This is a genomic window from Sinorhizobium fredii USDA 205 (genome assembly GCF_001461695.1).
Lineage (GTDB): Bacteria > Pseudomonadota > Alphaproteobacteria > Rhizobiales > Rhizobiaceae > Sinorhizobium > Sinorhizobium fredii.
This window is the reverse complement of the sequence record NZ_AUTC01000156.1, coordinates 1-26615: the sequence shown is the minus strand read 5'-3', so window position 1 is coordinate 26615 and position 26615 is coordinate 1. Positions and strand designations below refer to the sequence as shown.

The 26615-nt window shown below is 62.4% G+C and carries 22 protein-coding genes, 2 pseudogenes and 1 riboswitch; of the genes and pseudogenes, 9 read left to right on the top strand and 15 right to left on the bottom strand.

Going from position 1 to position 26615, the window contains the following annotated elements; translation table 11 throughout:
- Positions 1 to 64 precede the first annotated feature (64 nt).
- The 8 genes and pseudogenes from paaZ to N181_RS35595 all read right to left on the bottom strand — a co-directional run.
- A complete protein-coding gene (gene paaZ, locus N181_RS21930; RefSeq protein ID WP_037399720.1) occupies positions 65 to 2122 on the bottom strand; it encodes a phenylacetic acid degradation bifunctional protein PaaZ in 2058 nt (685 codons plus the stop codon).
- A 15-nt stretch (positions 2123 to 2137) separates the two neighbouring features.
- Positions 2138 to 2893: a Phenylacetic acid catabolic protein gene (locus tag N181_RS21925; RefSeq protein WP_037429335.1), complete on the bottom strand. Its 756-nt coding sequence runs from the start codon at positions 2891 to 2893 to the stop codon at positions 2138 to 2140.
- A 48-nt stretch (positions 2894 to 2941) separates the two neighbouring features.
- The gene (gene paaE, locus N181_RS21920; RefSeq protein WP_014329395.1) at positions 2942 to 4018 is read right to left on the bottom strand and encodes a 1,2-phenylacetyl-CoA epoxidase subunit PaaE; all 1077 of its coding nucleotides are present in this window, start codon (positions 4016 to 4018) and stop codon (positions 2942 to 2944) included.
- 27 nt (positions 4019 to 4045) lie between these two features.
- Entirely contained in the window at positions 4046 to 4570 is a 525-nt protein-coding gene (paaD, locus tag N181_RS21915; protein WP_014329396.1) for a 1,2-phenylacetyl-CoA epoxidase subunit PaaD, read from the bottom strand.
- An 11-nt stretch (positions 4571 to 4581) separates the two neighbouring features.
- Complete coding sequence (paaC, locus tag N181_RS21910; RefSeq protein WP_014329397.1) at positions 4582 to 5367, bottom strand: 1,2-phenylacetyl-CoA epoxidase subunit PaaC; 786 nt, start codon at positions 5365 to 5367, stop codon at positions 4582 to 4584.
- On the bottom strand, positions 5367 to 5651 hold the full coding sequence (gene paaB / locus N181_RS21905; RefSeq protein ID WP_014329398.1) for a 1,2-phenylacetyl-CoA epoxidase subunit PaaB: 285 nt from the start codon (positions 5649 to 5651) through the stop codon (positions 5367 to 5369). The genes paaC and paaB overlap by 1 nt, the downstream gene beginning before the upstream one ends.
- A gap of 26 nt (positions 5652 to 5677) precedes the next feature.
- Complete coding sequence (gene paaA / locus N181_RS21900) at positions 5678 to 6682, bottom strand: 1,2-phenylacetyl-CoA epoxidase subunit PaaA (RefSeq protein WP_014329399.1); 1005 nt, start codon at positions 6680 to 6682, stop codon at positions 5678 to 5680.
- A gap of 15 nt (positions 6683 to 6697) precedes the next feature.
- Positions 6698 to 6881 (bottom strand): annotated as a pseudogene (locus N181_RS35595) (3-oxoadipyl-CoA thiolase); the annotation flags it as partial.
- Between the two features lie 501 nt (positions 6882 to 7382).
- On the opposite strand from N181_RS35595, the gene N181_RS21890 reads away from it, so the two are divergent.
- From N181_RS21890 to N181_RS21865, 6 genes are all read left to right on the top strand, one after another.
- Positions 7383 to 8024 (top strand): response regulator transcription factor, encoded by a 642-nt coding sequence (locus N181_RS21890; RefSeq protein ID WP_014329401.1) that lies wholly within the window; start codon positions 7383 to 7385, stop codon positions 8022 to 8024.
- A gap of 180 nt (positions 8025 to 8204) precedes the next feature.
- On the top strand, positions 8205 to 9395 hold the full coding sequence (locus N181_RS21885; protein ID WP_014329402.1) for an aminotransferase class V-fold PLP-dependent enzyme: 1191 nt from the start codon (positions 8205 to 8207) through the stop codon (positions 9393 to 9395).
- A 21-nt stretch (positions 9396 to 9416) separates the two neighbouring features.
- Positions 9417 to 10358 carry an HpcH/HpaI aldolase/citrate lyase family protein gene (locus N181_RS21880; protein ID WP_014329403.1) on the top strand — a complete coding sequence of 314 codons (942 nt, stop codon included), beginning with the start codon at positions 9417 to 9419 and terminating at the stop codon, positions 10356 to 10358.
- A 12-nt stretch (positions 10359 to 10370) separates the two neighbouring features.
- Positions 10371 to 11555 (top strand): malate--CoA ligase subunit beta, encoded by a 1185-nt coding sequence (locus N181_RS21875; RefSeq protein ID WP_014329404.1) that lies wholly within the window; start codon positions 10371 to 10373, stop codon positions 11553 to 11555.
- A gap of 11 nt (positions 11556 to 11566) precedes the next feature.
- The gene (gene sucD, locus N181_RS21870; RefSeq protein ID WP_014329405.1) at positions 11567 to 12466 is read left to right on the top strand and encodes a succinate--CoA ligase subunit alpha; all 900 of its coding nucleotides are present in this window, start codon (positions 11567 to 11569) and stop codon (positions 12464 to 12466) included.
- Between the two features lie 103 nt (positions 12467 to 12569).
- Entirely contained in the window at positions 12570 to 14150 is a 1581-nt protein-coding gene (locus N181_RS21865; protein ID WP_037399701.1) for a BCCT family transporter, read from the top strand.
- 321 nt (positions 14151 to 14471) lie between these two features.
- On the opposite strand, the gene N181_RS34945 is transcribed toward N181_RS21865, so the two are convergent.
- Entirely contained in the window at positions 14472 to 15086 is a 615-nt protein-coding gene (locus N181_RS34945; protein ID WP_234885927.1) for a hypothetical protein, read from the bottom strand.
- Between the two features lie 57 nt (positions 15087 to 15143).
- On the opposite strand from N181_RS34945, the gene N181_RS21860 reads away from it, so the two are divergent.
- Positions 15144 to 17429 (top strand): NAD(P)-dependent oxidoreductase, encoded by a 2286-nt coding sequence (locus N181_RS21860; RefSeq protein ID WP_234885928.1) that lies wholly within the window; start codon positions 15144 to 15146, stop codon positions 17427 to 17429.
- Positions 17430 to 17572: 143 nt separating this feature from the next.
- Here N181_RS21860 and N181_RS21855 read toward each other — a convergent pair whose 3' ends face one another.
- Positions 17573 to 18586, bottom strand: a complete 1014-nt coding sequence (locus N181_RS21855) for a GlxA family transcriptional regulator (RefSeq protein WP_037399686.1) — start codon at positions 18584 to 18586, stop codon at positions 17573 to 17575.
- A gap of 152 nt (positions 18587 to 18738) precedes the next feature.
- On the opposite strand from N181_RS21855, the gene N181_RS21850 reads away from it, so the two are divergent.
- On the top strand, positions 18739 to 19770 hold the full coding sequence (locus N181_RS21850) for a GlxA family transcriptional regulator (protein ID WP_014329409.1): 1032 nt from the start codon (positions 18739 to 18741) through the stop codon (positions 19768 to 19770).
- Between the two features lie 128 nt (positions 19771 to 19898).
- Here the strand turns inward: N181_RS21850 and fdhA are convergent.
- The 4 genes and pseudogenes from fdhA to N181_RS21830 all read right to left on the bottom strand — a co-directional run bounded on the left by fdhA (position 19899) and on the right by N181_RS21830 (position 23749).
- Positions 19899 to 21088, bottom strand: a pseudogene (fdhA, locus tag N181_RS21845) (formaldehyde dehydrogenase, glutathione-independent).
- 54 nt (positions 21089 to 21142) lie between these two features.
- Entirely contained in the window at positions 21143 to 21376 is a 234-nt protein-coding gene (locus N181_RS21840; RefSeq protein ID WP_014329411.1) for a hypothetical protein, read from the bottom strand.
- A gap of 1 nt (position 21377) precedes the next feature.
- A complete protein-coding gene (locus N181_RS21835) occupies positions 21378 to 22484 on the bottom strand; it encodes an FAD-binding oxidoreductase (RefSeq protein ID WP_014329412.1) in 1107 nt (368 codons plus the stop codon).
- Between the two features lie 17 nt (positions 22485 to 22501).
- Complete coding sequence (locus N181_RS21830; protein ID WP_037399682.1) at positions 22502 to 23749, bottom strand: aromatic ring-hydroxylating oxygenase subunit alpha; 1248 nt, start codon at positions 23747 to 23749, stop codon at positions 22502 to 22504.
- 125 nt (positions 23750 to 23874) lie between these two features.
- Positions 23875 to 24077: riboswitch (cobalamin riboswitch) on the bottom strand.
- Between the two features lie 356 nt (positions 24078 to 24433).
- Between N181_RS21830 and N181_RS21825 the strand changes: the two genes are divergently transcribed.
- Positions 24434 to 25066 carry a response regulator transcription factor gene (locus N181_RS21825; protein WP_014329414.1) on the top strand — a complete coding sequence of 211 codons (633 nt, stop codon included), beginning with the start codon at positions 24434 to 24436 and terminating at the stop codon, positions 25064 to 25066.
- A gap of 484 nt (positions 25067 to 25550) precedes the next feature.
- Here N181_RS21825 and N181_RS21820 read toward each other — a convergent pair whose 3' ends face one another.
- On the bottom strand, positions 25551 to 25946 hold the full coding sequence (locus tag N181_RS21820) for a response regulator transcription factor (RefSeq protein WP_014329416.1): 396 nt from the start codon (positions 25944 to 25946) through the stop codon (positions 25551 to 25553).
- Positions 25947 to 26615: the final 669 nt, after the last annotated feature.

Sequence of the window (26615 nt, the reverse complement as noted above, 5' to 3'; positions counted from 1 at the left end):
GCCCCGTCTGCCTGCCGGGCAGAGGGGGTATCAGCATCCGCGTTGCCGGGTTCCGCCAACCTCTTCAGCCTCTTGTCTTCGCGACCATCGTCAGCACGTCGTACTCGGCAACGGTGGCGCCGGTCTGGTTGGTGACGCGGCAGTCCCAGCGCACCTCGCCATGTTCGGCATTGATCCGCGGATTGATCTCCTTGCAGGTGAGCCGGACCTGCAGCGTGTCGCCGGGATAGACCGGCGTCAGGAAGCGCAGGTTGTCGACGCCATAGTTGGCCAGCACCGGCCCCGGTGCGGGATCGACGAACAGGCCGGCCGCGAAGGAGACGATCAGATAGCCATGCGCGACACGTCCGTCGAAGAACGGATTGGCGCGTGCGGCTTCCTCGTCCATATGGGCGTAGAAGGTATCGCCGGTGAAGTTGGCAAAATGCTCGATATCTGCGAGCGTCACCGTGCGGGTCGCCGTCACCAGCTGGTCGCCGATCCGGAGCTCGGCAAGCGACTTGCGGAACGGATGTTCTCCGTCGGTCCGCGCCCCGGCGCCCTCGACCCAGCGGCCGGTGACTGCCGAAAGCAGCGCCGGCGCGCCCTGGACGGCCGTGCGCTGCATGTAATGCTTGACGCCGCGCATGCCCCCAAGTTCTTCGCCGCCGCCGGCCCGGCCCGGCCCGCCATGGACGAGACCGGGCAGCGGCGAACCATGCCCGGTCGAAGACTTCGCGCTCAGGCGATTGCCGATCATTACGCGGCCGTGGAACGGTGCGACGCCGAGCACCAGTTCCTCGGCAATGCGAGAGTCGTTGGTGAAGACGGAGGTGACGAGGCTGCCCTTGCCGCGCTTCACGAGCTCGACCGCCTCGTCCGCGGTGTCGTAAGGCATGACGGTGCTGACCGGACCGAAAGCCTCGACATCGTGAACCGCCCGGGCTGCCCCCGGTCTGTCACAATAGAGAAGAACCGGATTGAGGAAGGCGCCCGCTTCCGGGTCACCCGACACAACCAGTGGCCTTGAGGGATCGCCGACGACGAGTTCCGCATCGGCGGCGAGATCACGGATGCGGGCCCGCACCTCCTCGCGCTGCCCGAGGCTTGCAAGCGGCCCCATCTTGACGCGCTCATCGCCCGGGTTGCCGAGCGCGACCTTGCCGAGCCGCTCGCCGAGGGCGGCGATGAGCGCATCGCAATGGGCACGCGGGGCGATGACGCGGCGGATGGCGGTGCATTTCTGCCCGGCCTTCGCCGTCATCTCGCGGGCAACCTCCTTGACGAAGAGTTCGAACTCCTCCGTTCCGGGACCCGCGTCGAGACCGAGAACGGCCGCATTGAGGCTGTCGGCCTCCATGGTGAAGCGGACGGAATTCTCGACGATCGCGGGATGCGTCTTCAGCTTGCGCCCGGTCACGGCCGAGCCGGTGAACGTGACGACGTCCTGGCCGTCGACATGATCGAGGAGATCGCCGGTGGAGCCGCAGACGAGTTGTACGGCTCCTTCCGGCAAAAAACCCGTCTCCACCATCCGCCGCACCATCAGCTCCGTGAGGTAGGCGGTCTGGCTCGCCGGTTTCACGATCGCCGGCATGCCGGCCAGCAGCGTCGGCGCGAGCTTCTCGAGCATGCCCCAGCAGGGGAAGTTGAAGGCGTTGATGTGGACCGCCACGCCTTCGAGCGGCGTCAAGATGTGCCGGGCCGAAAACGTACCGTCGCGCGACAGGGCCTCGACCTCGCCGTCGACGAGCACGCGGCTATTCGGCAGCTCGCGCCTGCCCTTCGAGGCATAGGAGAACAGCGTGCCGATGCCGCCTTCGATGTCGATCCAGCTATCCGTGCGGGTGGCGCCGGTGGCGGTCGAAAGCGCATAGAACTCGTCCTTGCGTTCCATCAGCGCCTGGGCAAGCGCCTTCAGCATCGCCGCTCGCTGATGGAACGACATGCGACGGAGCGCCGGGCCGGACTTTTCGCGGCCATAGGCGAGTGCGGCGGCAAAGTCGATGCCGGTGGAATCGATCAGCGCCACCGGGGCGCCGGTCGCGGCATCGAGCAGGACCACGCCGTCCTTCGCACCCCTCGTCCAGACGCCGCCGACATAGCTTTCGAGTCGGCGCGGGCGGTCTGCCATTGCGTTCATCGCGTCTTCCTTCCGTCAGTTCAATTTCAGTGCGGCAAGCTGAGCGTCGATCACGCCCTGCCATTCGGCGAGCAAAGTCTCATTGGGCGTATGGCGGAGACCGAGGCGGGCGAGCATCTCGTAGCGCGCCGAGCCGGCGAGACCGAAACTCGCCGCCACCCGCGGCCGCCAATAGGAAACCGCTTGCCGCGCCGCGCGCTGCCCCTCCTCCGACGCGGCGATGCGCAGCAGCCCCTCGACCCCGAGCTCGGCGTGGCGTGTCTCGCGCGGCAGGATCGCCCGGAATACTTCGGCAAGCGGCTGGTAGGAGACGCGCACCAGTTCGCCAAGCTGGATGACGACCGCCTTTCCCATCAGCACGTTCATGACGACCGCGTCGACCCAACCTTGGAGCGGGTAGTGCAGCACCGAAAGCCGCATATCGCCGCCCCGGCGCTCTGCGCCGATATCGGCATCGCGGGGAAGCCTGGCGGCCCAGGGATGGTGGACCGCATAGCGGGCCGTATCGGCCCCGAAGCTGCCCATGATCTCGAGCACCCTGCCGGCGTGATCGGCTTTCTCCAACACGATCAGCGCCGCCGCGATGCGCTCCTTGATCCCCGGAGCATCGTTGATGACATCGGCGAAGCCGGCCGAACCGGCGAGTTCGCTGTCGACGAAGCTCGCCATCAGCCGCATAAGCTCGCCGCGATAGCGCGGCGGCACATTGTCCGGCGAGGTGAGCACGCCGCCCTGGGCGAGATAGTCCTCGATCGGCATCGTGTCGAACATCGAATCGGACTTTGAACCGGACATGGCTTCCTCCCGGCGGTCGGCCGCTCACTGGTCGTAGCTGACGACGATCCGGTCGCTCAGCGGATAGCACTGGCAGGTCAGCACATAACCCTGCTCAACCTCGTAATCCTCCAGCGCATGGTTGGTCTCCATCTCCACCTCGCCCTCGATCACCTTGGCGCGGCAGGTGGAACAGACGCCCGCCTTGCAGGCGTAGGGGGCATCCATCCTGTTTTCGATCGCGGCTTCGAGGAGGCTCTGCCCCTCTTTCGGAAAGCTGAACATGCGCGTCGTGCCATCGAGGGTGACGGTCGCCTCGCATGTTGCGCGCCTGTCGGCACCGTCGGCGCTTGCCACCTTGCGACGCGCACGGCCGGGCTGAGAGGAGGCGAACAGCTCGAACTTAATCTGCTCGTCGCGAAGGCCATGCGCGCGAAGCGCCGCGGCGATCGCCAGCATCATCGGCTCCGGGCCGCAGATGAAGACGGTGTCGACCGACTTCAGGTCGATCCAACTGCGGAACAGCGCTTCGCATTTCTGCGTGTCGATCCGTCCGGTGAAGAGGTCTATATCCTGGGCTTCGCTCTCGAGGACATGCAGTGCCGCAAATCGCCCAAGATAGATGTTCTTGAGGTCTTCGAGCTCCTCGCGGAACATGATCGAGCTGACGTGGCGGTTGGCATAGACCAGCGTGAACTGCGCCCGCGGCTCGCGCGCAAGCGTCGTCTTGATGATCGACAGGATCGGCGTGATGCCGCTGCCGCCGGCAAAGCCGAGATAGTGTTTTGCCACCTCCGGCTCGATCGGCGTGAAGAAGGCCCCCGTCGGCGGCATCGCCTCCAGCGTCTCGCCGGGCTTGAGCTCCTCGTTGACCCAGGTGGAGAAGCAGCCGCCGTCGACCCGCTTGATGCCGACCTTCAGCACGCCTTCGTCCTTTCCGGTGCAGATCGAATAGGAGCGGCGCAGTTCCTCACCGTCGAACAGGCGGCGGAAGGTCAGATATTGCCCCTGCGTGAAATCGAAGGCGGCCCGGTCCTCCTCGCGCGGCTGAAGCGTGACGACCACGGCATCGCGGGTTTCGCGCCGGACCTCGGTGACTTGAAGCGGATGGAATCGTGCCATTTAAGCGGCCTCACTCCTGGCATTGCGTCAGATGCACTTGAAATAGTCGAAGGGTTCGAGACAGTCGCGGCAGCGATAATTCGCCTTGCAGGGGGTCGAGCCGAACTGGCTGATCTTCTCGGTCCGGGTGGAGCCGCAGCGGGGACAGGCAATCGTCAAGTCCGAGCCGCCGGAGAGGCGCTCGATCCGCTTGAGCAGCCGGCCATCGGCAGCGGTGCCGTCGATCGGCGGCGCAATGCCATAATCATTGAGCTTCCGGCGCGCCTCGGTGCTGATCCAATCCGTGGTCCAGGCCGGCGAGAGCCGACGTTCGAGCCGAACGCTTTCTATCCCCTTGTCGCTGAGCGCCTGTTCGATATCGATGTTGATGACCGTCGTGGCGGGACAGCCCGAATAGGTCGGCGTCACCGTCACGACCAGCGTGTCGCCATCCCACGCGACATCCCGGACGATGCCGAGATCGGTGACCGAGACAACAGGGATCTCCGGGTCCGGCACCTCGGCGAGCCAGTGCCAGATTTCCTTGACCGAGGGCCGTGTCGCAGTCACCACCGTCATCTCCCCTACCAGGTGGCGCCCGGATAGGCGCGCTGCAGGAACTGCAATTCGGCGAGGATATAGCCGAGATGCTCCGTATGGATGCCGCGCTTGCCACCCTTGTGCATATGGCCATCGGCCGGCTTTTTCAGCGTCGCCTCCGAAAGCGCTTCGGCGACCAGCGCATCCCACTCGGCCTTCAGGCTTTGCGGCTCCGGTGCCATACCGGCCGCGCCAAGCGGCTCGTCGGAGGTTTCGCTGACGAACATTTCGCCGGTGTAGGGCCACAGGTCGTCGAGCGCCTCCTGCATGCGGGCCTGGCTTTCCGCCGTTCCATCGCCGAGGCGGATCACCAGATCGCGGCTGCGTTCGAGGTGGTAGGACACTTCCTTCGACGCCTTCTCGGCGATCTCGGCGATACGCGCGTCTGACGAAGCGCGCAGCGCCTTCAGGACGACATAGTGCCACGCGTCGAACAGGAACTGGCGCATCATCGTCTTGCCGTAATCACCGTTCGGCCGTTCGGTAAGCAGGAGATTACGGAATTCGCGTGCGTCGCGGAGATAGGCAAGATCGTCCGCGCTGCGGCCACGGCCCTCGACCTCGCCAGCAAGTCCGAGCCAGAGCTGCGTCTGGCCGATGAGGTCGAGCGCCGTGTTGGCAAGGGCAATGTCCTCTTCGAGAGCGGGTGCATGGCCGCACCATTCCGAGAGGCGATGGCCGAGGATCAGCGCATTGTCGCCCATCCTCAGCAGGAATTCGAACAGCGCCGCACGGTCGACGGCCGCTTCCACTATGATCGCAGTCGCCATCACATGTGCCCCACTTCGTCGGGAATGTCGAAGAAAGTCGGGTGGCGGTAGACCTTCGAATTGGACGGCTCGAAGAGCGGCCCCTTGTCGGAGGGTGAACTCGCGGTGATGTCGCTCGAACGCACGACCCAGATGCTGACGCCCTCGTTGCGACGGGTGTAGACGTCACGCGCGTTGTTGATCGCCATCTCTGCGTCCGGCGCATGCAGGCTGCCGACGTGGCGATGATTGAGGCCATGCTGGCCGCGGATGAAGACCTCCCAGAGGGGCCATTCGCTGGACATCGTTTCTCGCTCCCAAATTCCTGCGCCTATTCCGCAGCGGCCGTTTTTGCGGCGCGGCGGGCCGAGGCCTTCTCGGCGTGCACCGTCAGTCCGTCGCGGAACCATGCTCCGTCGTCCCAGGCCTTCCGGCGTGCGCCGAGGCGTTCGGCATTGCAGAGGCCGTTGCCGGCGATCACCTCGAAGAACTCCTTCCAGTCCGGCTCGCCGAAATCGTAGCCGCCCTTCTTCTCGTTCCATTTGAGGTCCGGGTCGGGGACCGTCAGGCCGAGATATTCCGCCTGCGGCACGGTCTGGTCGACGAACTTCTGGCGGAGTTCGTCATTCGAGTTCTGCTTGATCTTCCAGACCATAGACTGGGCCGAATGGATGGAAGCGTCGTCCGAGGGGCCGAACATCATCAGCGACGGCCACCACCAGCGGTCAAGTGCATCCTGCACCATCGCCCTCTGGGCCGGCGTGCCCTTCACCATCTTCGCGAGGATGTCGAAGCCCTGGCGCTGATGGAAGCTCTCCTCCTTGCAGATGCGGACCATGGCGCGCGCATAGGGCCCGTAGGAGCAGCGCTGCAGCGGCACCTGGTTCATGATCGCAGCGCCGTCGACCAGCCAGCCGATGGCGCCGATGTCGGCCCAGGAGAGTGTCGGATAATTGAAAATCGACGAATATTTCGCCTTGCCGCTGTGCAGCTGCTCGTACATCTCGTCGCGGCTGATCCCGAGCGTCTCGGCAGCGCAATAGAGGTAGAGTCCGTGGCCGGCCTCGTCCTGGACCTTGGCGAGCAGGATCGCCTTGCGTTCCAGTGTCGGCGCGCGGGTGATCCAGTTGCCTTCCGGGAGCTGGCCGACAATTTCCGAATGGGCATGCTGGCTGATCTGCCGCACCAATGTCTTGCGGTAGCCCTCCGGCATCCACTCCTTGGGCTCGATCTTCTGCCCGGCATCGATGCGCTCCTGGAAGGCGCGCTCCTCGGGCGCCATGTCGTCGAGCGACTTGACGCGGGCCGCGTCGGTTTTCACCATTTGCGCATACATGGTCCTACTCCTCCGTCAGACGCGCTCGAGAATGATGGCGATGCCCTGGCCGACGCCGATGCACGTCATGCACAGCGCATAACGGCCACCCCTGGCGATGCAGCTGATAGGCGGCCGTCGTCACCAGCCGCACGCCGTACATGCCGAGCGGGTGACCGATCGCGATGGCGCCGCCGTTCGGATTCACATGGGGCGCCTCATCGGCCAGGACCGGAACAAGGTCGTCGGCGAAGACGCCGGCATCCTGGTCGGCGCGACTGACGCCGAAATCCTCCGCAACATTGTCCGCCGTCTCCGACATGGAATCAACACCGTAGGCCGCCGTGAGCCTTGGGCTGACGAAGGGCGCGCGGCCATATCGGCCAACCCGGATCGGTACCGCGTCGCAGCCGAAAGCTTCGGACATGCATTTCCTCCCGACTGGGCCGGCTACTTTCATTAACCGACCGATCGGTCAGATATATAGAGCAAATTATGTCACAATTCAACAGCGATTACGAATATTTCTGTGACATATCAACGGAGGGGCTGAAACCTACCTGCCTGCCTACAACCAGCGCCGGGACAGAGCTTGAGCAACCAGCGCCGCAGACCCGCCAGAGCGGGCTATTTGAATATGTTCCGTCGCTCCGCAGTGACCAGAGCGCGACCTCAAATGTTAGTTTCCTCTAAGAGGTTTGTCGTCAATGGGAGAGAACGCATGGTTTCATCCGTGCCGCCGGAGGCGGTAGGGCGTGTTCTGATCGCGGAACGCAATCCGCTCGTCATATCTGCCCTGCGTGGATTGTTTTCCGAAAATGCCCGCTTTTTCATCGTCGATACTGCGCGTACATCGGCCGAACTTTGCGAGAAACTTGCCTTGGTCGAAGCCGATTGCGTGCTGCTCTCCTGGCAGCTCGAAGATGCCGATGCTCCGGACGTGCTGGCGGATATCGGCCGTCTCGGCTTCGATCCGAAGATCGTGCTCTTTGCCGATACCAACAATCCCGCCGTCGTCAACGAGACGATCCGGCTCGGGGTAAACGGCCTTTGCTATCATTTCGAGGATCCGGAAATTCTCTTCGCGACGCTGACCGCCGTGATCAAGGGCCGGATCTGCATTCCCTATACGGCGCTCTCGAAGATCTCCAACACGCCGTTTCAGCAACTCACCGCGCGCGAGACCGAACTGCTCGGCATGCTCGCCAATGGCTGGTCGAACACGCAGATCGCCAGCCGCACCGGCATTTCCGAGAATACGGTGAAATACCACCTCAAAAACCTCTACGATAAGCTCGAAGTGCGCAATCGCGCCATGGCCGTGGCCATTTACGCCAAGGAACGCCGGCGCAACCCGGCTTGAGACTACCTGCGGGTAGGTCCTCCCCTACCCATCCCTTCCCGGCAACCACCCATCGGGGCCGCCCCAGGGCTGCCCATCCGGCATTCTTTTCTGCCTGAGGGAGTGTTGTGCGGCGATGGCCCGAAAGGCAGCTTTGGCGCCGAGGAAACGCCGTCCGCGGACGCAGCCATTGGAGGAACGATGTCAGGCTACAACCATCTCTTCATTCCAGGCCCCACCAACATTCCCGAGCAGGTTCGCCAGGCGATGAACCTGCCGATGGAAGACATGCGCTCCCCTCGCTTTCCGGAGCTGACCTTGCCGCTTTTCGCCGACGTCAAGAAGGTCTTCAAGAACCGGAACGGCCGCGTCTTCATCTATCCCTCGTCCGGCACCGGCGCCTGGGAAGCGGCGATGACCAATGTGCTCTCCCCCGGCGACAAGGTGCTGATGAGCCGCTTCGGCCAATTCTCGCATCTCTGGGTCGACATGGCCGAGCGCCTCGGCTTCGAGGTCGATTGCCTCGACCGGGAATGGGGCACCGGCGTGCCGGTCGAGCTCTACGCCGAGCGGCTCGCCGCCGACAAGGCGCACAAGATCAAGGCCGTCTTCGTGACGCATAATGAAACCGCGACCGGCGTGACGTCGGATGTCGCCGCGGTGCGCGCCGCGCTCGACGCCTGCGGTCACCCGGCACTCCTCTTCGTCGATGGCGTCTCCTCGATCGGTTCGATCGACTTCCGCCAGGATGAATGGGGCGTCGATTGCGCCGTGTCCGGCTCGCAGAAGGGCTTCATGCTGCCCGCCGGCCTCGGCTTCCTCTCGGTCAGCCAGAAGGCGCTCGACGCCGCGAAAACCGCGCGCCACATGCGCTGCTACTTCTCCTTCGAGGACATGATCAAGACCAACGACACCGGCTATTTCCCCTATACGCCGCCGACACAGCTCCTGCGCGGTCTGCGTGCCGCGCTCGACCTGATCTTCGAGGAAGGCCTCGAGAATATCTTCGCCCGCCACCATCACCTTGCCGACGGCGTGCGTGCGGCGGTCTCCGCCTGGGGCCTGAAGCTCTGCGCGACCGAGCCGAAGTGGCATTCCGACACCGTTTCGGCGATCCGTCTGCCGGAAGGCGTCGATGGCGTGGAGGTCATCCGCCACGCCTACAGAACCTACAACACCTCGCTCGGCAGCGGGCTCAGCAAGGTGGCGGGCAAGGTCTTCCGCATCGGCCATCTCGGTTCGCTGAACGAAGTCATGGTGCTCGGCGCCCTTTCGGCCGCCGAACTGACGCTGCTCGACTGCGGCGTGAAGATCGAGCCGGGCGTGGGTGTCGGAGCTGCGATCCGCCAGTTCCGCTCAGCCGCCGCGACGGCGACGGCCGAGGCAGCCTGAGCTCAGCAAGGGGAGGAATTCATGAGCCATACGATCAACCATCTCCGCCGGCTTCGTCTGCAGCGCAGCGAACTCGCCGTACCGGGCTCGAACCCCGATATGATCGAGAAGGCCGCCAATTCGGACGCCGACTACATCTTCCTCGACATCGAGGATGCGGTGGCACCGCCGGACAAGGAGCGCGCCCGCGCCAATATCGTCGCAGCGCTGAACCAGATCGACTGGCGCGCCCGCGGCAAGACGATCTCGGTCCGCATCAATGGCCTGGACACCCATTACATGTATCGCGACGTCGTCGACCTCATGGAGCAGGCCGGCGACCGGATCGACACGCTGTTGGTGCCGAAGGTCGGCGTGCCCGCCGACCTCTACATGGTCGAGGCGATGGTCAACCAGATCGAAATCGCCAAGGGCCACAAGACCCGCGTCGGCCTGGAGGCGCTGATCGAGACCGCCCTCGGCATGGCCAGTGTCGAAGCGATCGCCGCCTATGGCGGACGCCTCGAAGCGCTGCATTTCGGCGTCGCCGACTATGCCGCGAGCCTGAAGGCGCGCACCGTCAATATCGGCGGTCTCAACCCTGATTACCCGGGCGACCAGTGGCATTTCGGCCTGTCGCGCATGACGGTCGCCTGCCGCGCCTATGGCCTGCGTGCCATTGACGGTCCCTTCGGTGATTTCTCCGATCCGGATGGCTACAAGGCGGCCGCACGCCGCGCCGCCGCCCTCGGCATCGAGGGGAAATGGGCGATCCATCCAAGCCAGATCGCGCTCGCCAATGAAATCTTCTCGCCGCCGGAAAAGGAGGTCGATCGCGCCCGCCGCATCATCGAGGCACTGAAGGTGGCCGAGAGCCAGGGCAAGGGCGCCGCCTCGCTCGACGGCAAGATGATCGACGCCGCATCCGAGCGCATGGCGCGCAACGTGCTCGCCACCCATGACGCCATCACCGCCGGCCGCTGAGAGGGTAAAGACATGGACATTCACGAATACCAGGCCAAGGAACTTCTCTCCCGCTACCAGATCCACATCCCGCGGGGCGGTCTCGCCTATAGCCCCGAACAGGCGGCCTATCGTGCCAGAGAGATCGGCGGCGACCGCTGGGTGGTCAAGGCGCAGATCCATTCCGGCGCGCGCGGCAAGGCGGGCGGCATCAAGCTCTGCTCGACCGATCACGAGATCGTCGACGCCGCCGACTCCATGCTCGGCCGGACGATCGTGACGCACCAGACCGGACCGCAGGGCAAGCTCGTCAGCCGTCTCTATGTCGAGGAGGCGATGGATATCGCGCGCGAGATCTATATCGGTTTCGTGCTCGACCGAAAATCCGAGCGGATCATGATCGTCGCCTCGTCCTCGGGCGGCATGGAGATCGAGGAGATTGCCGAGGCCGAGCCGGACTCGATCATCCGCGCCACCGTCGATCCGGGCGTCGGCATGCAGGACTTCCAGGCCCGCGAGATCGCCTTCGGGCTGGGCATCGACAATGCCCTGATCGGCCGCGCCACCCAGACGCTCATCGGCTGCTACCGCGCCTTCGTCGACTATGACGCCTCGATGCTGGAGATCAATCCGCTGGTCGTCACACGCCGCGGCGATCTCGTTGCGCTCGACGCCAAGATGAGCTTCGACGAGAACGCGCTCTTCCGCCGGCCGCATATTGCCGAGATGCGCGACAAGAGCCAGGAGGACTCGCGCGAGACCTATGCGTCCGACCGCGGCCTCTCCTATGTCGGGCTCGATGGCAATATCGGCTGCATCATCAACGGTGCGGGCCTGGCCATGGCGACCATGGACATGATCAAGATCGCCGGCGGCGAGCCCGCGAACTTCCTCGACATCGGCGGCGGCGCCTCGCCCGACCGGGTGGCAAAATCCTTCCGCGTCGTGCTGCGCGACAGACAAGTCGAGACGATCCTCGTCAACATCTTCGCCGGCATCAACCGCTGCGACTGGGTGGCCGAGGGCGTGATCAAGGCACTGAGGGAAGTCGGCGTTCCCGTGCCGCTCGTGGTGCGCCTCTCCGGCACCAACATGGAGGAGGGCCGGCGCATCCTCGCCGAGTCGGGCGAAAACATCATCATCGCGGAAACGCTTGCCGAAGCCGCCGACAAGGCGGTCGGCGCATGGCGTTCCTACACCGCCAACAAGGCTGCTTGAGGGAGGTTTACATGTCCATTCTGCTCGACAGGAACACCCGCGTCATCGTCCAGGGCTTCACCGGCAAAATCGGCAGCTTCCATGCCGAGGACATGAAGCGCTACGGCACCAACGTTGTCGGCGGCGTCACCCCCGGCAAGGGCGGCCAGGCCCATCTCGGCATGCCGGTCTTCAACACGGTGAAGGGTGCCGTGCAGGAAACCGGCGCCGATGCCTCGATCATTTTCGTGCCGCCGCCCTTTGCCGCCGACTCGATCATGGAAGCAGCGGATGCCGGCATCCGGCTCTGCGTCTGCATCACCGACGGCATTCCCTCCCAGGACATGATCAGGGTCAAGCGATACATGAGGCGTTACCGCTTCGAGGATCGCATGACCCTGATCGGGCCGAACTGCGCCGGCATGATCACGCCCGGAGAGGCGATGATGGGCATCATGCCGGGCTCGATCTACCTGCCTGGCCGCATCGGCATCGTCGGCCGTTCGGGAACGCTCGGCTATGAGGCCGCAAGCCAGATGAAGGCGCTCGGCATCGGCGTGTCGACCTCGATCGGCATCGGCGGCGATCCGGTCAACGGTTCGTCCTTCAAGGACATGCTGGAACTCTTCGAGAAGGATCCGGGCACGGATGCGGTGCTGATGATCGGCGAGATCGGCGGCCCGCAGGAGGCGGAAGCAGCCCTTTGGGCGCGCGACAATATGAAGAAGCCGCTGATTGCCTACATCGCCGGGCTCTCGGCTCCGAAGGGCCGCCGCATGGGGCATGCCGGCGCGATCATCTCCGCCTTCGGAGAATCGGCCCAGGAAAAGGTCGAAATCCTGAAGAGCGCCGGGGTCACCATCGTGCCGACGCCGTCTTCCTTTGGCGAGACCGTGGCCGACGTGCTGTCGGCCATGAGCAAGGCAGCCTGAGTGGCAAAGCTGCGCGCGTTTTTGCAGCCGGCTCTGGCCGGAGATGGAGCGCGCTTGATCGCATAAGCAAGCAAGTCTGGAAATCAACTGGGAGGACCAACAAATGGAGCAATCACGACCTGGTGGGATCGACCCGGCCGTCTTCTGGCCGGCGATGTTCATCATCCTGGGATTTGTCGGTTGGGGGACGATATTCCCCGACAACCTGTCCTCGATCTCGAAGGTGGTTCTCGACACGATCATCGACGATTTCGGCTGGGGCTTCGTGGTCTCGTCGGCCGGCTTCCTGATTTTCGCACTCTTCCTGGCCGTGAGCCGCCTCGGCAAGATCCGGCTTGGACAGGACGACGAGCGGCCGGAATTCCGCACCGCATCCTGGATCTGCATGATGTTCAGCGTCGGCATGGGCATCGGGCTGATGTTCTGGGGCGTCGCCGAACCGATCTTTCATTTCGCAAGCCCGCCGCACGGACAGGCAGCGCCGAAGAGCCTGGAAGCGGCTCTCGTCGCAATGAAATATTCGTATTTCCACTGGGCCCTACACCCCTGGGCCATCTATGCGGTCGTCGGCCTAGCGATCGCCTATTTCACGTTCCGGAAGGGCAAGCCGAACCTGATCTCCGCCGCCTTCACGCCGATCCTGGGAGAGGCGGCGAGCGGCCCGATCGGCAAGGCGATCGACGTGCTTGCCTTGATCGCGACGCTGTTCGGAACCGCCACATCGCTCGGTCTCGGGGCCCAGCAGATCAACAGCGGCATGAATTTCCTCTGGGGCACGGGCGTTTCGAATGGTATCGCGCTCACCATCATCGGCGTCATGACCGTGCTGTTCATCCTCTCGGCCGTCTCGGGCGTGGGCAAGGGAATTCAGTTCCTCTCCAACATGAACATGATCGTCGCCGTTCTGCTGCTGGCCTTCCTGCTCTTTATCGGTCCGACGATCTTCATCTTCAATACCTTCACGGAATCGCTTGGGTTCTATCTCAGCGACATCGTGAACATGTCGTTCCGTACCGCGGCGTTCAGCGACGGCAAATGGCTCGGCAGTTGGACGATCTTCTACTGGGCCTGGTGGGTTTCCTGGGCGCCGTTCGTCGGCGTGTTCATCGCCCGCATCTCGCGCGGCCGCACGATCCGCGAATTCGTCATCGGCGTTCTGTTGATCCCGAGTGGCGTCACCTTCATCTGGTTCACGATCATGGGCGGCACTGCGCTTCATTCCGAACTCTTCGGCGCCGGCGGTATCGTCGATGCGGTCAACAACCAGGGCGCGGCCGTTTCGCTCTTTGCTCTGCTCGCGCAATATCCGTTCGCCTGGCTGACGTCGCTGATCGCCATTTTCCTCGTCGCGATCTTCTTCATCTCGGGCGCGGATGCAGGCTCGGTGGTGATGGGAATGCTGTCCTCGCGCGGCACTCTCGAGCCGAAACCCGGCGTCGTCGTGCTCTGGGGCGTGCTGGCCGGCGCTTCCGCCTCGGTGCTGCTCGTCATGGGCGGGCTTCAGGGCCTGCAGACCGCCTCGATCATAGCCGCGGCCCCATTCCTGCTGGTCATGGTCGGACTCTGCGTCTCGCTGTGGCACGCGCTTCTCGACGAACTCGAGGAGGGACGGGCGCCGCGAAGGACGCCGACTTCCGCTACCGCGACCAATGCCGCCGGACTTGCGCCGGAAGCAGCGAAATAGTCCCGCCCGATACCAATCAGCGGCCAATCTCGGGATTGGCCGCTCCTCTTTTAAGAGCCGCGGTGCAGGTCAACCCGCGCTTCACCTGTAGGGTCATGGCCTGGAAGCGTGCATGAAAATGCGTGCCTCCGGGCGACTCGAGCATCTCATGTCGCAATTTGCACCACCTGGGACGTCGAATTGTCCAACATTGTCGGCGGAGCAACTGCCCGATCCGGGATCGAGATTGGACATTCGGCCGCAACGAATGTCCGTTTCGACGATCACGAACGACGGGAGCAGTACCCTACCCCAACACAGAGGTTAGAGATGATTTCCGATTCAGACCTTTTCGCTCATCGGCTCGAAGCAATGAAACGCACCGAAGGCGGCGCCCCTTCGCTGCCGACAAATCCGTTTTTCGGAGTCGGCCCGATCACCGATGCAACGACGGACGAGGCCGACAGCAGGCTGCGGCGGTATGAATTCGACAAATGGATAGAGAGCACGTACCGGAAATACGATGACACCGGCAAGGATATCGGCGCCTTCACGACCGCTGAGCTTTCGCGCAGCATGCATCGCGGTTACCCGGCGGATAAGATCCTGCTCGATATGATGCGGGCCATCCATCGGTATTTCGCGTTCCCCAAGTCGAACAGGATAGCAGTGGGCCTGGGCGGCGGACACAGCGGCTATACCGTATGCGTGCAGCACCTCCTCAATGCAAATGACGCGAGCCAGCGGGTCTACGTGGACACGCCGCGCCCCGAAAGTGATGGCGCCGGCGGTTCCGGTTTCTTCAGGCAATCCTGGGCGACCCAGCTCATCGAGATGCATCGCTTCGCGGAGAAGGGCGACGAGAGCAGGATCCACTTTGCCAAACGCGAGGGAGCAATCCCTTCGGCAAAGGCGCTCGCCGAACTCGGCGTCTCGATCTTCATTGGCGTAGGTCACGAAACAACCGGTGCGAATTCATACACCAAGGAGGAGATTGCGGAACTTCTGGCATGGTTGGACGCCGATCCGGAAAACCGTCATGCCGTGTTCGACGCGACGTCCATGCTGGGGGCGATGCCTTGGGAACCCGATGTCGTCCGGGCGGTGATGGCCAAGTGCTGCTTGTTCATGCCGTTCCAGAAAGCGATTGGCGGTATATCCGGTTACTTCGTCGCATCCTTCACGCCGGCGGCTCTGGCATTGATCGAGCGCAACCAGAGCAATCCGTCGTGGGCAATTCCAAGGCAGCTGAAGATTGCGCCGCCAATCAATCCCCGGCAGCCGTTCAGCAGCAAGCGGTCCGTCGATGCCGGCCCCTTCTATGACGCTGAGGAAGACAAGATGCTCGGCGGTGTCATCAACACCTATAGCGCCCTGGCGTTTGCCGAGACGACCTTTGGACTCCTGCAGACCGAACGGCGGGTTGGCTCGGTCGACGAACTGAACAAGCGCTCGGCAGCGAACCGCAGGCTGGTAAACGAATGGGTGGACCGCAACCGGCTGTTTGGCCTGGTTGTGGAAGACGAGGAGCGGCGCGGCGCGGCGGTAACGCTGTTGAAGGTCAATGACGGCGGCATCTCGTCGTCCGATCTACATGCGCGCATCATTGCAAGATCGAAGCAGATCCTGGGCTATGAAGGAATTACCCATCCGAACGGTATCCATGAAAAAGGTCTGGATGCCGCGCGTTACGTGAACGCCTTCCCCGGCACTCCCGGTGATTATCGCGCCTGGATCGGCGGCATTCGGGACCCTGAGGATGTCATCGCACTGCTCGAGAACCTCAAATATGCGTATCTCAGGGCCAAGATCGTGGTCATCGAGGAAGAACTCGAGAGCAGAGGAAGCCGCGTCGAATACAATGAATCGGCGGGCGGTGGTGCTGCATCCGTCCGCGAAGGCACTTTCAAGGTGTTGATCGCCGATGCAATTGGCCTGCGCTTCAACGCGGCAGGCGGCCTCGATCACAGTGAATTGGCCGCATACATTCACGAAAAAGGCGGCGTGTTCCACGAAAACTCCGCGAACGACGTGAGCTTGGCCGATGACGGCAAGATTCATTTCTTCTACCGGCCCCAGCTTAGCACCGCCGACGACATATTGGCTGAGGCGGGCGACGGCCAGTACGACGCGGTCATCGCCGCCGCCACATTCATTCCTCAGGGCGCGAAGTTCCGTCTCGGCGGTGTCCGCATCGGCACGGGTACCGGGAACATGGGATCCGCCTCCTGGGGCGGGCCGAATGGCGAGGGAGGCGAGGCCCCGCTGATGAACACGCCGGGCATCAACAGCCGGGCGACCGCGCAGATGGCCGTGAAGGCGCTTCTCAAGGTCCTGCCCGATCTGCCGGTGGAGGAGTTGCATGCCCGGGTGATCGGCGGTGACTTCGATACAGGCAAGAACCTCGCCGAATATCCGACCGAAAAGCTTGAAGGAAAAAGGATCGCGATCCTCGGCTATGGCAACATAGGCCGGGAACTCGCACGCCTGGCGAAGGCGTTCCACATGGATGTTGTCGTCTATGCCCGACCGGCGCATCGCGACAACATCATCGCGGAAGGTTACGAGTACGCCGCTAGTCCGGCGGAGGCCGCGCGTGGTTCGGACGTATTGTCGGTTCATCTCGGCCTCGGAAAACTGGATCCGGCCACAGGGACGTTCTCCAATACCGGAGTCGTCGATGCCGAGGTCCTGGCCGATTTGAAAGACAAGGCAGTCCTGATCAACTATGACCGGGGCGAGCTCTTGAACGTGGTCGACCTGGACGCGGCTTTGACATCCGGCAAGGTAAGGCACGCGGCAATCGACGCCGACATCTTCAAGACTTCAGACGGACCGAGCGGGCCGATGAAACCGTATCTCTCGCTTCTGCCGAAGCATGCTGAGAAGCTCGAGCTCCTTCCGCACGCGGCCGCCGATACCGATCATCCGACCCGTGTCGCCGGCGCGAAGCAGGCTGTCGATCAGATCGTTGACGCGATCCGCCTGTTCTCGGTCACGAACCTCAAGGGTGATCTGCCCGACGGCTATGCATCGCAAGGCGCAAGAACTCCGTCGGGAATTGGACCTGTCACGCGATCCGTCCTCAACCGTGTCGCAAATGACAAGGATCTTCTCGTCCAACTGCGGGATGTGAGCGAAAAGATAGCCGCGATCCTCGGAGCGCTCGACGCGGTCTCTGAAGATGCTCACAAGGCCCGGATCGTTGACCGCTATCGCTCACTGCTTGCAGAAAACGCGATGCGGCAAGGTCAGCTTCTGAAGTCCGCGGGTCTGGTGGCGCCTGCTGCCAAAGACTAGGACTGATGGTTCAAGGCCCCTGAGCCAGCCGGGAGCCGCCGTTTGCGGCTTCCGGCCTCCAGCCAAGGACCCGGTTTCCACCCGCCGCGGCTGACGCGTCTTTGCGCATCGCTGGTCGGCGCAAACCAGCTCGTTCCTGCATTTCAGCTGGTCGCTCTCAACGATGTGCGGAATTGCTGGGGCGTGTCGGCGAATCTGCGGCGGAACAATCGGCTGAGATGCGATGCATCGCAGAAGCCGCTTTCGGCGGCAATCAAAGCGATTGATTTGTCGGTGTTTGCGAGCAGGTGGCGGGCCAGCAAGAGTCGCATATCTATAAAGGCCGCCAGTGGCGAACTTCCGAGTTCCTCCCGGAAATGCCTTTCAAGCCGACGCTTTCCGACGTTGAGATGTCTTGCGATTTCCGCAGCGGGGAGCGGGGTGTCGAGGTTCTGCTGCATCAGCAGAAGCGCTTTCCTGACAAGCGGGTCCTTCGTCTTGAAATCGAGCGTAAGCCCCGGCTGCGGCGCGCCTCCTTCCTCCGCCCCACTGATCATCATAATGTTCAGGCTCTTCGTTGCCTGTGCCTTGCCGATATGCCTGTCGACCAGGAATGCGGCGAGGTGAGCGGTGCTGGCGCCGCCCGAGCACGTCAGACGGTCGCGATCGACAACGAAGATTTGGTCGGACACCGGCTTCAGACCATCGAATTGCGACAGAAAATCCTGGTGATGAAACCAGCTCACGCAGCCGCGATACCCGTCCATCAGCCCGGCGCGATGCAGAGTGAATGTGCCGGTGCACAGGCCAACGAGCGGAACTCCGGACGCGGCCGCCCTCTGCAAGAATTCGTCTATCTGCTCATCGCTGCGAACGACTTCGTCGAGAAGACCGCCGACCACGACGATGTAGTCAAATCGCCTGGGATTGCCAAACGGTTCCTGGGGCTGAATTGAAACGCCGCAACTGGCGCTGACGGGCCTCATGTCGGCGGCAATGACGCTCCACCGGCACTGAATGGGGCGGCTGCGATCTCCCTCGTCCGCAGCAAGGCGCAAGACGTCCACGAAGTTGGCGAAGGCGCAGAGCGTAAAGCGCCGCAACAGCACAAATCCCACCGTGAGGCGAACGTCTTGATCGCGCCGCGGGCCGCCGAGGGAGGGGTTGCCTGAAGTCATCGGCCAATGTCTCGTTTCTACCGGCAATATGACGCATTCATTCTTTTCAGAATTTCCGCATAGGTCAATACTCCCTGCGCGTTGGAGGAGCGAACAGCCGCGCTGGCCCGGATGGTGCGGCGGCTGTTTCGGCATGGATCGGAGGTATTTGCATGAGAACGCTGAGCGCTGAACCGCGTCTGTTTGTTTTCTACCTGGTCCCGGACTTCACGATGATGGCGTTCTCCTCCGCGGTCGAGGCGCTCAGGATGGCCAACGCCGTCCTCGGCCACGACGCCTATGCGTGGCGGGTGGCCACTGTCGATGGCGGGAAGGTCCGTGCAAGCTGCGGCCTCACCTTGGAAGCAGACAGCTCCGTCGCGGTCGAACGCCAGCATCTCGCCACTCTGCAGCGACCGTCCATGGCTCTCGTTTGCGGGGGCAAGCATATCCATAGACATGTCGACCGGGCAGCCGAGGCATGGTTACGCGAATGTCGGCATCGCGGCGTCGCGGTCGGAAGCCTGTGCACTGGCACGCATATCCTCGCAAGAGCGGGGCTGCTGAATGAGAAAAAATGCGCGATCCACTGGGAAAACATTCCCGGTTTTGTCGAGCAGTTTGGCGGAGCAAGCGTCAACACCGGTATCTACGAAGTTGACGGCAACATTTTCACATGCGCCGGCGGCGCCACGTCTTTCGACATGATTCTCCACATCATTCAGCATGATGTGGGCGAGGACATAGTCAGCAGCATCTGTGAACTCGCGCTCGTCGATCGTGTGCGCGGCCCGGGTGAACGGCAGCGCCTTCCCTTCGCGCAGCGCGTCGGTGTCCAGGACCAAACAGTGCTGATGCTGGTCGAGAAGATGGAGCGGAGTCTGACCGAGCCGATGCAGATCGACGAACTCACCGCATCCGTGGGGCTCTCACGCCGGCAGATCGAACGCATCTTTCGCACCGAACTGCGCTGTTCTCCGGCACGCTACTATCTGAAGCTTCGCCTCGAACGCGCCCAGCATCTACTGGTTCAAACCTCGATACCGGTCGTGGAGGTCGCCATCGCCTGCGGCTTCGTGTCGGCTTCGCACTTCTCGAAATGCTACCGCGAGACGTATGGTTGCTCCCCCCAGGAAACCAGAAACCGCAGCACGCTCAACGCGAGAATGCGAGCACCTCTGCCGGAATGCGCCTCGGCCGCATAGAAGGTGATGCAGGGTCCTCGGCGGGCCCCGACGCGAAGAGGTCTGGTCGCGTCTCGCAGCAGTGGCGCATCTGGTCTACCCTTCGAGGTGGCGAACCCTAATCCGCCACCTCGGATGACGAATGCTATTTATGCGGCCTTCAGCAACTCACCATGCGGATCCAGCACGAACTTCTGGGCGACGCCCTGGTCGAAGCTCTCGTAGCCTTGCACCGCATCCTCGAGCGAAATGACCTTCGCATTGACGATATCAGCGATCGGCAGACGATCGTGCAGGATGGCCTGCATCAGCTGTCTGTTGTAGCGGAGCACGGGCGTCTGGCCCGTGTGGAAGGACTGCGCCTTGGCCCAGCCCAGACCGAGGCGAAGCGAGAGACTGCCATGCTTGGCAGCGTTGTCGACCGCGCCGGGATCTTCCGTCACATAGAGGCCCGGAATTCCGATGGAGCCCGCCGCACGGGTGATTTCCATCATCTGGTTCAGCACGATCGCCGGCTGTTCGCCGCCGCTATGGCCGCGCGCTTCGAAGCCGACCGCATCGATGGCGCTATCGACCTCGTTGCTGCCCGTCACCTGGGCAATCATTTCGCCCAGATTGTCGCCGGCATTGAGGTCGATCGGCTCGAAGCCGACCTTGGCGGCATGGGCGAGGCGATCCTTGTTGAAATCGCCGACCATGACGACAGCCGCGCCGAGGATGCGGGCCGAAGCCGCGGCGGCCAGGCCGACAGGACCGGCGCCGGCGACATAGACGATCGAGCCACCCCGACCTTCGCGTTGATCGCGCCGTGGAAGCCCGTCGGCAGGATGTCCGAAAGCATGGTCAGGTCACGGATTTTCTCCATCGCGCGATCCCGATCGGGGAACTTCAGGAGGTTGAAATCGGCATAGGGCACCGTCACGTAGCGCGCCTGTCCGCCAATCCAGCCACCCATGTCGACATAGCCATAGGCGCCACCCGCGCGTGACGGATTGACCGTGAGGCAGACGCCGGTGTCCTGTGACTTGCAGCAGCGGCACCGGCCGCAGGCGACGTTGAAGGGAACGGAGACGATGTCGCCGATGTCGAGCATCTCGACATCGACGCCCTTCTCGATTACCTGTCCGGTGATCTCATGGCCGAGCACGAGCCCGGGCATGGCCGTCGTTCGGCCGCGCACCATATGCTGGTCCGAGCCGCAGATATTGGTGGAGATCACCTTCAGGATCACGCCATGTTCGATGCGGCGGCCGTCCGGCGCCTCGAGCTTCGGATCGTCGATATCTCGCACTTCGACCTTGCCGGGCCGCATGTAGACGACACCTCTGTTCTTGCTCATGCACTTCTCCTCCTGTGGGTGAACTTTTCGGCCGGCCCCTCAAAACTGAAAGGCTCAATGCCGCTGCCGCCGGCGTCGCCGCGGTTGCTGGAGTATGTTGAGCGTGGCCTGGTGCAGCAGGCTCCTCAGCGACAGGAGCTGAACGCTGGGCGCCGCGATGCCGTCGATCCGGGCAATCTCGCTCAGCGCCGCATGGCCCACATCGGCGCCGTCGGGCAGGCCGAAGAACCAGGCGAGGAACATGTCTTCCGGCGTTCCGAGGTTTTGCAGGCTGGCTTTCCGTTCCATGTCACGCCTCGATCTCGACTGGGGTCGTTGGTCGCGAGCAGCAGGCCAGCACGTAGCCGGCGTTGATTTCCTGATCGCTGATGCCGCCATTGTGGTGCATCTCGACCTCCCCCGATCGCTTCAGCACCTTGCAGGTGCCACAGATGCCGGATTCGCAGGCGGCGGGAATGCGCACGCCCGCACGACGCGCGGTCTCGAGAATGGTCTTGCCGGGTTCGCAGACCTGCTCCTCGTTCGAGCCGAGGAAGCTGACCGCCACGCCGGTCGGCTTTCCCTCCAGGACGATCTCCTGGGCCTGCTTGTGGACGCTCTTGGCAATCGACGTCGCGCCGAAACTCTCCTGGTGGTAGTGGCCCATGTCAAAGCCTTCGGCGCGAACGATCGCGCTCACCGCCCTCATGAAGGGATCGGGGCCGCAGCAGAAGATCTCCCGCCCCATGAAGTCGGGCGTCAGCATGGAGAGCTTGTGACGATCGATACGTCCCATGAGCCCGCTCCATGGCGAGGCAACGGAACGTGCCTCGGGAAGGAAGCCGAGCGACAGGTTCGGCATGCGCTTGGCGAGAAGCTCGAGCTCCTCGCGGAAGATGATCTCTTCCGGCCGCCGCGCCGAGTTGATGAACACGACGTCGGTATCCGGCGCACAATCGGACAGCCAGCGCAGCATCGACATCATCGGCGTGATGCCCGAGCCGGCCGAGATGAACAGGTATTTCTTGCCCGGATTGCGAGAGAGCGTGAAGTGACCGCTCGGTCCATAGGCGCGGACGCGGCTGCCAGGCCGGACGTTCTCGAACATCCAGCGCGTGCCGATGCTCGTCGGCTGCGCCTTGATGGTAATGGCAATGGCATAGGGCCGCGAGGGTGAGGAAGAAACCGTATAGGTGCGATGCAGGTCGCCGCCCTTTGCCCGGAGCTCCACGGTGATGAACTGCCCCGGCATGTAGTTGAACCAGCCGCCGCCCTCGACCGCGAAGGTGAAGGTCTTCACGTCGGGTGCCTCGTCCGTGACACTCGTGCAGACCAGCATCTGCCGGGCCGAGTTCCACGGCTTCATCTGGTCCAGTGGAAGCGGAGTGGGCGTCGTGCCCGTCAGCATCATGGTCATCGTCGTCGCTCTCCGGCTCAGGCAACGGATCGCAGGGAAGGCTGGCCAGCACCGTCGAGCCGCTCTTCCATGGCGTTCGAATACCATTCGACGAACTGGGAAACGCCGCCCTCATGCAGCTCCGAATAGGGCCCGGGCTCATAGGCGGGCGAGTGAATGCCGCGGGCATTTTCCTCGACGATCTGGCGATCCTGGTCGTTGGTCTCGGTCCAGACATGAATGAGTTCGTCAAGCCGGTAGTCGATGCCCTCGACCGCATCCTTGTGGACCAGCCACTTCGTGGTGACGGCAGTCTCGGTGGCGCTGATCGGCAGCACGCGGAAGGTGATGGCGTGGTCGCTCAGCACATGATTCCAGGTGGTGGGATAGTGATAGAGCAGCAGCGAGCCGACCCGATCCATGTTGATCTGGTCGGAGAGACGCATCTGCACGGCCTTGCGACCCGAGATCGTGTAGCTGATCGCGTCGCGCAAAAGCGGAACGCGTGTTGTGCGGTACTGGCCGCGATCATCCATCACGAAGGCGCTCGGAAGACCGGCGGCCTCGCATTTGGCCCAATGCTCGGCAATTTCCGGGTCGTCGGCGGCGCCATTGACACCGGTCACCGTCGGCGCTTCCGGATAGGTCTTGCAGAGCTCCGGATGGTTGCCGGCGCAATGGTAGCATTCGCGGTTGTTTTCCCAGACGAGCTTCCAGTTGCCCTTCTCGATGATCGTGCTCTCGTAGGCGATCTTCGCGTCGCGCAGCCGGTGCGGCAGGAAATAGGGCTCCATCATCGCGCGGAACGGCGCGAAATCCGTCGGCTCCTTGGCGAGATAGACGAAGATGTAGCCGCCGGCGGATTCGCAGGCCACCGGCTTGAGACGGAAATTGGACGTATCGAAATTGTCGCCCATCTGGCGCGCATAGAGCAGCTTGCCGTCGAGCTCGTAGGTCCACTGATGGTAGGGGCAAACGAGCTTTGCGGCGGTGCCCCGGTGCTCCTGGCAGACGCGCGAGCCGCGGTGACGGCAGGAATTGTGGAGCGCGTTGATCTTGCCGTCGTGACCGCGGACGATGACCACGGAATAGGCCCCGACCTGAACGGTCAGGTAGTTGCCCGGATTGGGAATTTCGCAATCATGGCCGATGAACAGCCAATCCCTGTACCAGATGTGCTCGAGATCGAGCTGATAGAATGCCGGGTCGATGTAGAAAGGCTGGTCCAGGCTGAAGCCGGGTGTGCGGCTCCTGAGCCGCGTGAGCATGTCGGAACGGATATCCATGGTCGGTCCTCGGTTCAAGGACTGGGCATGGTGGACATGAAGGGAAACGTCCGCCCGCGCACTCTTCGGATTGGGAGCTCCGACGGCCACGGTCATCCGCCTCTTGACCGCCCACCGCGATCAGTCGAGTTCAAAACGTCGAGGCTGGTTTCCGGGCTCCAGAACCGTCCTTTCGGACTGTGCGACTCCTTCCCAGGCATCTTGCCCAGTGGATTTCCGTCGCATTTGAGTTCTGCTACCGTTGCGGGGGCAGCGCCGGCATCAAACCGGCTTCCCAATTCTCCGACCGGTCCGAAAACCGGTCAGCACCTCAAGCGTCTTCATATGAGCATAGCCATCGAGACATCGCCGCACCGTTTGCGACATCCGCATGGCGTCGTCACAACATTCTTGCGCCGATTTGCGCGACGCCCCCAAGGGCGATCCCTTACCTCTTCGATGATTTTGCCCCTGAGCCGGGGTACATTTCACTGCATCATGACCGGCCACGGTGGTAATCTACGAGCCTCTGACACGGCATTGCGGGTGTTGCCCGCCTACAAGGGCGCCGACTGGTGGGCCGTCGGCTGGCGCGGCCTATACCGCGACTAAGCTAAACCATTGTATACCTGCGAAACAGAGAGCCTCCTGAGACAATTCGAGGCGAAGCACAGCTATCGTTCAAGAGCTTGAGGAGACCGCACGATGTCCAATGCACTTGAAAACGAAGACATACCCTCAGACGAACAGATGGTGGTTGTGATTGACGACGATGCCGACATGCGTGTGTCGATGACTGATCTCTTTGACTCGGCGGGCGTTAAATCCTCGTCGTTCCGCAATGCGCTGGATTTTATTGAGAACGGCTGCCTGAGTACGTCAGGTTGCATGGTTCTGGATGTGCGCATGCCGGGAATGAGCGGCATCGAGTTTCAATCGCGGCTGGACGATCTGGGGTGCCAGATTCCAATTGTCTTCATTACAGGTCACGGCGATGTGCCGACGAGCGTAACGGCAATGAAGGCGGGCGCAGTAGATTTTCTGTTAAAGCCCTTCACCAACGAAGAACTGCTCGACGCAATCGGCCGCGCCTTCGAAACCGATAGGCGCAGACGACAGGATGCCGTCGTCAGGAACGCGATCAAGCAGAATGCGTCGACGCTCACGCCTCGGGAAAAGCAGGTAATGCAACACGTCACCGACGGGCTTATGAACAAGCAGATAGCCTATGAGCTCGGGATCAGTGAGATCATGGTGAAGATTCATCGAGCCAGCGTGATGCGAAAGATGGAAGCCCGCTCGCTTGCCGATCTCGTGAAGAAATCCGAGCTCATCTAATCGCCGTGGACGAATCGTGGAACCGTTGGCCATCGCACCTACGTGCTCGATCCCGTGACTGACACCGCCCGAGCCACTCAAGCGACGCACGCAAATTAGTGCTTCGACAGGAGCGAGACCCCAAACCAACGTTTAGTTACGCAGGCATCCCCTTCTGCGTATCCTGAAGAAGTGGCGCGCACCTGTTGACCATTAGGATGGTTTCCCCTCCCCTCCTAGGCGGCAGTTTCCTCCCTCCCCCCCGCCACGGTGCAGCCAACTGGGCCGCCCCTCGCCTCGAGAGGGGCGGCCTTTTTGCGCAAGAGCGAGTGGAGGCATCGGTCCCGCGTGACCCAAGGAGCAAAGCATGCAGCGTATCCAAGTGCTACAGCGACCTCTGCGCGTCTGATAAGACGCGCGCCGCTGTAGTGGCTGATGTTGCTGAAGGTGAGATCTATTGCGCGTGGTTTACCTAGTTTATCGGCACGCCCGTCAGGGCGAGCGGCTAGTCCGCATCCTCGCTGCCGTTTCGGTCGCCGCCGACCGCGGCTTCAACCATCGCAACCAGCTGACCTGAGTCGACAGGCTTCGAAAGAACGCCAAGCGCGCCACCCTGCCCCGCCTCCGCTCTCAGCTGCTGATCACCAAAGGCGGTCATAAATATGAATGGCGTTCGCACGCCTTTGCCATTCAATATTCTCAACAACTGCAACCCGTCGATACCGGGCATTTTGACGTCGGAGATAATGCAGTGAATTGGAGATTGACCGTGGAACGCGAGGAATTCCGCCGCCGACGCAAATGCGATGGCTTCGTAGCCCAACGATTCCAAAATGTCCTTCATGGCCTCGCGAGGGGCGTCGTCGTCGTCGATAACCGCAATGGTGCATGGTTGACGCAAGAGCCTGACTCTCGTTCTAGTTGCTTAGTGTCGAAGCCAATACTACGAACCCTGCCGAGTCGCACCAGACAGACCTTTTCGACCAGAAATTGCAAACATGATTGAACATATGATGCTACCACATCTCCATGCCCGGCATACCCATACCAATGGATACGACGAAAGACACTTGCATTTCACACGCGCCCGAATGCTGAGCTCCCAGCTTGTGGCAACAGCATCGGTTGCCTGCCACTTCTCAAGACATGGTTCTTCCAGGCTGCGATCTCCATGGCCGGCTACAGCGCCGCGCGCCTTATCAGGCGCGCGGCGCTGTAGCACTTTGAATTGCTGCATGTCTTTGTCCTTAAATCGAGGTCCATTTAAGGAGACATGCAGTAGGTATTTTTCAAACATCTTCATGGGAATACAAATTCATTACCGAGGATATCCAATCCTTTGTATAGTCGACTGCAGTCACGCTGGCGCCTAGCATGAACCGTCATTGCTGCCGAACTCACAGTTGAACTTGCGCTCGACCCATCAGAACGTTCGATGATCGCGTCGATGCTTGTCGCCGCGTAGTTTGGCAACCCCCATTACCGTAAGTGTCGATGGTAACGCGCATCAACGGAGGTCGTCATGGCTGGACCCAACACGAAGAAGATGGTCGGCCTTGTGCTGTGCCTC